We start from the raw sequence: 5,212 nt of genomic DNA on the forward strand, positions 1-5,212 counted from the left end.
AGCGCGGGCCGGGGCCGGTCGGCGCTCAGCCGGCCCGCGCACCGAAGCGTCGGCGTGACAGGTGGCCTGCTCCCTCCGCGGGGGCAGGCCGCCCACGGTTGCAAAGGTGACGTTGCAAAGCTGCCTTTGCAACGGTAGCTTTGCGTCATGGTGGCACCCCGGGACATCGCCGACGTCGAAGAACTGCGCACGCTCGCGCACCCGTTGCGCCAGCGGATACTGCGGCACCTCGGGCAGCACGGGCCGGCCACGGCCAGCACGCTCGCCAAGGCGCTCGGCGAGAGCAGCGGCGCGACGAGTTACCACCTCCGGATGCTCGCCAGGCACGCCTTCGTGGAGGAGGTGCCCGAACGCGCGCACGGCCGGGAGAGGTGGTGGCGGGCGCCGGCGCAGGACCTGCGGTTCGACCGCGCCCCGGAGGACCCGGAGGTGCGCACCCTCCTCGAACAGCTCAACCGGCTCAAGTTGGCGGCCGACCAGGAGTTGTTCGCCGACTTCCTGGCCCGGCGGTCCGAGCTGGGCGAGTGGGGGGACGCGGTGCCGTACTCGCGCGGGTCGGTCCGGGTCACGCTGCCGGAGCTGGGGGAGTTCTTCGACGAGTACCTGGCGCTGCTCAAGCGCTACCAACGACCGGCGGGGGAGACGCCCGCGGACGCGCGGCACGTCGCCGTCCGCTTCCTCGCCTTCCCGGTACCGCCCCCGGCGGACCGGGCCTGATCGGGCGGGCCCGGGATCATCCCGGGCCTGATCGGACGGGCACCGACACCCAGGGCCCGGGACCCCGGGCTTGATCGGACGAGTCCGGGACCCGGGCCCGACACCCCGGGCCGTCGAGCTGGCACTCGACGGCCCGGGCACGGAAGTCGCCGCACCACGCCGGGAACCGGCGTGTTCCTCGTACGCGCGAAACCTCCTCCGGAAGGAGAGCACCTGTGCTCCCCCCACGCAACCCGTCGCTCCGGCGTGCCCTCGGCACGCTGCTCGCGACCGTGACGCTCACCGTGACGCCCGTCGTGACGCCGACCGCGCTCGCGGCCGGGCCGGCCCAGGCCGGACCCGCGGTGGTCGAGCAGGACGTCACCTTCTCCGGCAGCGGCGGGCCGACCCTGCACGGCACGGTCCTCGCCCCCGCCGAACCCGCCGCCGCCCGGCGGCCCGCCATGGTCATGGTGCACGGCTCCGGCCGGGTGTCGCGGGACGGGTACCGGGCGGAGGCGGAGGCGTTCGCCCGGTCCGGCATCGTGACGTTGATCTACGACAAGCGGCCGAAGGCGTCACGGTCCGATGTGGACTTCGGGCTGCTCGCGGACGACGCGCTGGCCGGGTTGCGGGCGTTGCGGTCCCGTGCCGACGTGGACCCGGACCGGGTCGGCCTGTGGGGTGTCAGCGAGGGCGGCTGGGTGGCGCCGCTGGCCGCGTCCCGCACGGCCGAGGTGGCGTTCGTCGTCACGGTCGGCGCGGCGGGCGTGGCGCCGGAGCGCCAGCAGTCGTGGAACCTCGTGAACCGGCTCGCCGCGGCCGGGGTGTCGGGCTCGCTGGTGGACACGGTCTCGCGCACCGCGTTGGGCCTGGTCGTCGGCGCGGGCCTGTTCCCGGAGGCCGGGTACGACCCCGCGCCGGTGCTGGCCCGCGTCACCCGGCCGGTGCTGGGGCTGTGGGGCGAACTCGACCGCGTGGTGCCCGGCGCGGAGAGCCTGCGACTCTTCCGGGAGTCGCTGGACGCGGCCGGGAACCGGCGGTACGCCCTCGGTTCCGTGCCCGGCGCCGACCACACCATGCGCCTGTCCCCGGACGGCTTCCGGCGCGGCGACGAGGTGTCGCCCGCCTACCTCGAACGCGTCTCGTCCTGGGTGCACGGGCTCGCCGGGACCACCGCGGCCGTCGAGGTCGGGACGCCCGCGCGGCAGGAGCGGGACAGCGCGCCGGTCGAGCCGGGGTCACCCGCGGCGCACCTGGTCGCGGTCGCGGTGCTGCTGGTGGCGTTCGGCGGGTACGGGGCAGGCGCGGCGGTCCGGCGGCTGCGCGGCCGGCGTGGCGCGCCACCCGCCCGGCGCGCGGCCCGCGTGCTCGCGACCACCGGCCTGCTCGCCGTGCTGGGGCTGTTCGCGTACCTCGGCCAACTGTCCGCCACCAACGCGCGCAACCCCGGCGCGGTCCTGCTCGGCCGGCCGCTGCCGTGGCTCGGGCTGCAACTCCTCGCGGTGGCGGTGGTGGTCGCCGCGATGATCACGGCGTGGGGCCTGTGGCGGGCCAGGTCCGAACCCGGCCACCGGCTGCGGCTCGGGTTGCTGGTCGCGGGCGGGGTGGTGTTCGTGCCGTGGGCCGTGCACTGGGGCCTGCTGCTGCCGTAGCCGTCAGCGGCCCACCGCGGTCTCGCGGTCCACGCGCGACAGCTTCTCCGGGTTGCGCAGCAGGTAGATGCCGGTGACCAGGCCGTCCTCGACGCGCATCGCGACGATGCCGTCCAGCACCCCGTCGACCCGCAGCAGCAGCGCCGGACCGCCGTTGAGCCGCACCGGCTCGGTCGACGTCCGGGCGCCGAGGACGTCCCACCGGGCGGCCAGCAGCCGGGCCGCCTTCTCCGCGCCCACGACCGGCTTGCGCACGGCCTGCTTGAACCCGCCCGCGTCGCTCAGGATGACGACGTCCGGCGCGAGCACGTCCAGCAGGTCCCGCAGGTCGCCGGTCTCCACCGCCCGTTGGAACGCCGCCAGCGCGGCCCGCGTCTCGTCCGGGGACGCGGTGCCGCGCGGCCGGCGTTCGGCGACGTGGGCCCGGGCCCGGTGGGCGATCTGGCGCACCGCGGCCGGTGTCCGGTCGACCGCCTCGGCGATCTCCGCGTAGTCGAGGGCGAACACGTCGCGCAGCACGAACACCGCCCGCTCGATCGGCCCCAACGTCTCCAGCACGAGCAGCATCGCCAGGGACAGGCTTTCGGCCAGTTCCACGTCCTCGGCCACGTCGGGCGCGGTCAGCAGCGGCTCGGGCAGCCACGGGCCGACGTAGGACTCCTTGCGCCGGCCGAGCGCCCGCAACCGGCCCAGCGCCTCGCGGGTGGCGATCCGCACCAGGTACGCGCGCCGGTCCCGCACGGCGTCGAGGTCCACCCGCGACCACCGCAGCCAGGTCTCCTGGACGACGTCCTCGGCGTCGACGGCCGAGCCCAGCACCTGGTAGGCGACGGTGAACAGCAGGCTGCGGTGCGTCGCGAACGCCTCGGTGGCGGGATCGTCGGCGGCCATGGGTGGTTCCCGTCCCCTCGGTGTGACGCGGGTCACGCGGCCGGTCTGTCACAGGGCCCGCGACCCCGGCATCCCATGGTCGCAAAGCCATTCCCACACCGGATCCCGGGGGAGAACGCCGTGAACGTCGTACTGTGGATCGTCACCGCCCTGCTCGCCACCGCCTACCTCGCGGGCGGCGTCGTCAAGGTGGTCGTGCCCAAGGGGAAGATCGCCGCCGCGGGCCGCAGCGGGCAGTGGGTCGAGGACTGGGGCGCCGGCGCGGTCAAGGCCATCGGGGTGCTGGAGGTCCTCGGGGCGGTCGGCCTGGTGCTGCCCGCCGTGCTGGGCGTCGCGCCGGTCCTGGTCCCGATCGCGGCGGTCGGCCTGATGGGTGTCATGGCCGGCGCGACGGTCGTCCGGGTCCGGCGGGGCGAATTCGGCCTGGCGGTGCTCGACCTCGCCTACCTGGTGCTGCTCGCCTTCGTGGCGTGGGGCCGCCTCTTCGTCGAGCCCTTCACCGGCTGACCGCCACTGGACGGTGCGGGGGAAAGCCTTTACCGTGCGAAGGCAGGACGTCGCCCGCACGAGACCGGCGCGGGGTCGGCGGTCGCGCGACCGCGGACCCCGACGTCGGCCGGACCCGTCCCCGCCGCCACTCCGCCGCACCCACTCCGCCGCACCGCTCCCCTGCACCGCAGGGGGGAACGCCAACGACCGTGGAGGCTTCCGTGGCACCCCGAACCCGACGCGCCCGGCCGACCCCGCTCGGCGCGCTCGCCACCGCGCTGGCCGTGGCCGCGTCCGCCCTGGTGTCCGCCGCGCCCGCGAGCGCGGCGCCCGTCCCGCCGTCCCGGGGGGAACCCGCGGCGGCGTCCTCGGCCGGCGGCCCTGCGGCCGCGGGGGTCGGCCCGGTGACGCAGCTCGCCACCGACACGGACGTGCCCTGGGGCCTGGACTTCCTGCCCGACGGCTCGGGCGTCTACACCCGGCGGGACGCGTTCGACATCGTGAAGCTGTCGCCGTCGGGCCAGAGGACCACGCTCGGCACGGTGCCGAACGTGGTGACCACCAACGGCGAGGGCGGTCTGCTCGGCCTGGAGGTGTCACCGACCTTCGTGACCGACAACTACCTGTACATCTACCACACGGCCGCGAACGACAACCGGATCGTGCGGATGAAGGTGCAGAACAACGCGCTGGTGCAGGGTTCGCTGCAGGTGCTGCTCACCGGCATCCCGCGCAACCGCTACCACAACGGCGGCCGGCTGCGGTTCGGCCCGGACGGCAAGCTGTACGCGGGCACCGGCGACGCCCAGAACGGCAACTGGGCGCAGGACCTGTCCAACCTGGGCGGCAAGGTGTTGCGGCTCAACGCGGACGGCTCCGCGCCGACCGACAACCCGTTCTACCGCAACGGCGGCAACGCGCGTTACGTGTGGACCTACGGCCACCGCAACGTGCAGGGCCTGGCGTTCGACGGCCAGGGCAGGCTGTGGCAGGCCGAGCTGGGCAACACGGTCATGGACGAGCTGAACCTCTCCGAGCGGGGCGGCAACTACGGCTGGCCCGCCTGCGAGGGCACGTCCGGCTCCTGCGCGGGCTACGTCGCGCCCAAGCGCACGTGGAGCACCGCCACCGCCTCGCCCAGCGGCATCGCCGTCGTGAACAACGCCGTCTACGTGGCGACGCTGCGCGGCAGCCGGCTCTACCGGCTCGTCATCAGCGGCACGTCGGTCGGTTCGGAGACGGTCCACTTCCAGGGCACGTACGGCCGGCTGCGCACGGTCGAGCCCGCGCCGGACGGCAGCCTGTGGCTGACCACCAGCGACGACCGGGACTCCGTGCCGAACAACTCCACCAGCCGGGTCCTGCGGGTGCAGTTGACCTGACCGGGGGTCGTGGTCGGGGGCGTCCACCTCGGCCGGCACTGCGCGCCCGAGGTCCTGGTCGTGACCGCCACGACGGCCGACGGCGTGCGGATGACCACC

The 5,212-nt window shown here is 75.0% G+C and carries 5 protein-coding genes; 4 read left to right on the forward strand and 1 reads right to left on the reverse strand.

Annotated features, from left to right (window positions below):
- Nucleotides 1-147 precede the first annotated feature (147 nt).
- Both ACFXGA_RS24955 and ACFXGA_RS24960 read left to right on the forward strand, forming a co-directional pair.
- Nucleotides 148-717, forward strand: coding sequence for an ArsR/SmtB family transcription factor (locus tag ACFXGA_RS24955; protein WP_378091618.1), 570 nt, complete (start codon nt 148-150; stop codon nt 715-717).
- 215 nt (nt 718-932) lie between these two features.
- Nucleotides 933-2,351 (forward strand): alpha/beta hydrolase family protein, encoded by a 1,419-nt coding sequence (locus ACFXGA_RS24960; protein ID WP_378091620.1) that lies wholly within the window; start codon nt 933-935, stop codon nt 2,349-2,351.
- Between the two features lie 3 nt (nt 2,352-2,354).
- Here the strand turns inward: ACFXGA_RS24960 and ACFXGA_RS24965 are convergent, their stop codons facing one another.
- Entirely contained in the window at nt 2,355-3,242 is an 888-nt protein-coding gene (locus ACFXGA_RS24965; protein ID WP_378091622.1) for an RNA polymerase sigma-70 factor, read from the reverse strand.
- Nucleotides 3,243-3,362: 120 nt separating this feature from the next.
- On the opposite strand from ACFXGA_RS24965, the gene ACFXGA_RS24970 reads away from it, so the two are divergent.
- Nucleotides 3,363-3,749, forward strand: coding sequence for a DoxX family protein (locus ACFXGA_RS24970; protein WP_378091624.1), 387 nt, complete (start codon nt 3,363-3,365; stop codon nt 3,747-3,749).
- A gap of 203 nt (nt 3,750-3,952) precedes the next feature.
- Nucleotides 3,953-5,113 (forward strand): PQQ-dependent sugar dehydrogenase, encoded by a 1,161-nt coding sequence (locus ACFXGA_RS24975; RefSeq protein ID WP_378091627.1) that lies wholly within the window; start codon nt 3,953-3,955, stop codon nt 5,111-5,113.
- Nucleotides 5,114-5,212 lie beyond the last annotated feature (99 nt).

Origin of the sequence: Actinosynnema sp. NPDC059335 (assembly GCF_042752395.1) — a bacterium.
In the GTDB taxonomy this organism is placed as follows: domain Bacteria; phylum Actinomycetota; class Actinomycetes; order Mycobacteriales; family Pseudonocardiaceae; genus Actinosynnema.

Excerpts from the sequence above, each read along its gene's own strand:
- ACFXGA_RS24955 (WP_378091618.1), top strand. The coding sequence starts at position 148 with ATGGTGGCACCCCGGGACATCGCCGACGTCGAAGAACTGCGCACGCTC.
- ACFXGA_RS24965 (WP_378091622.1), bottom strand. The coding sequence starts at position 3,242 with ATGGCCGCCGACGATCCCGCCACCGAGGCGTTCGCGACGCACCGCAGC.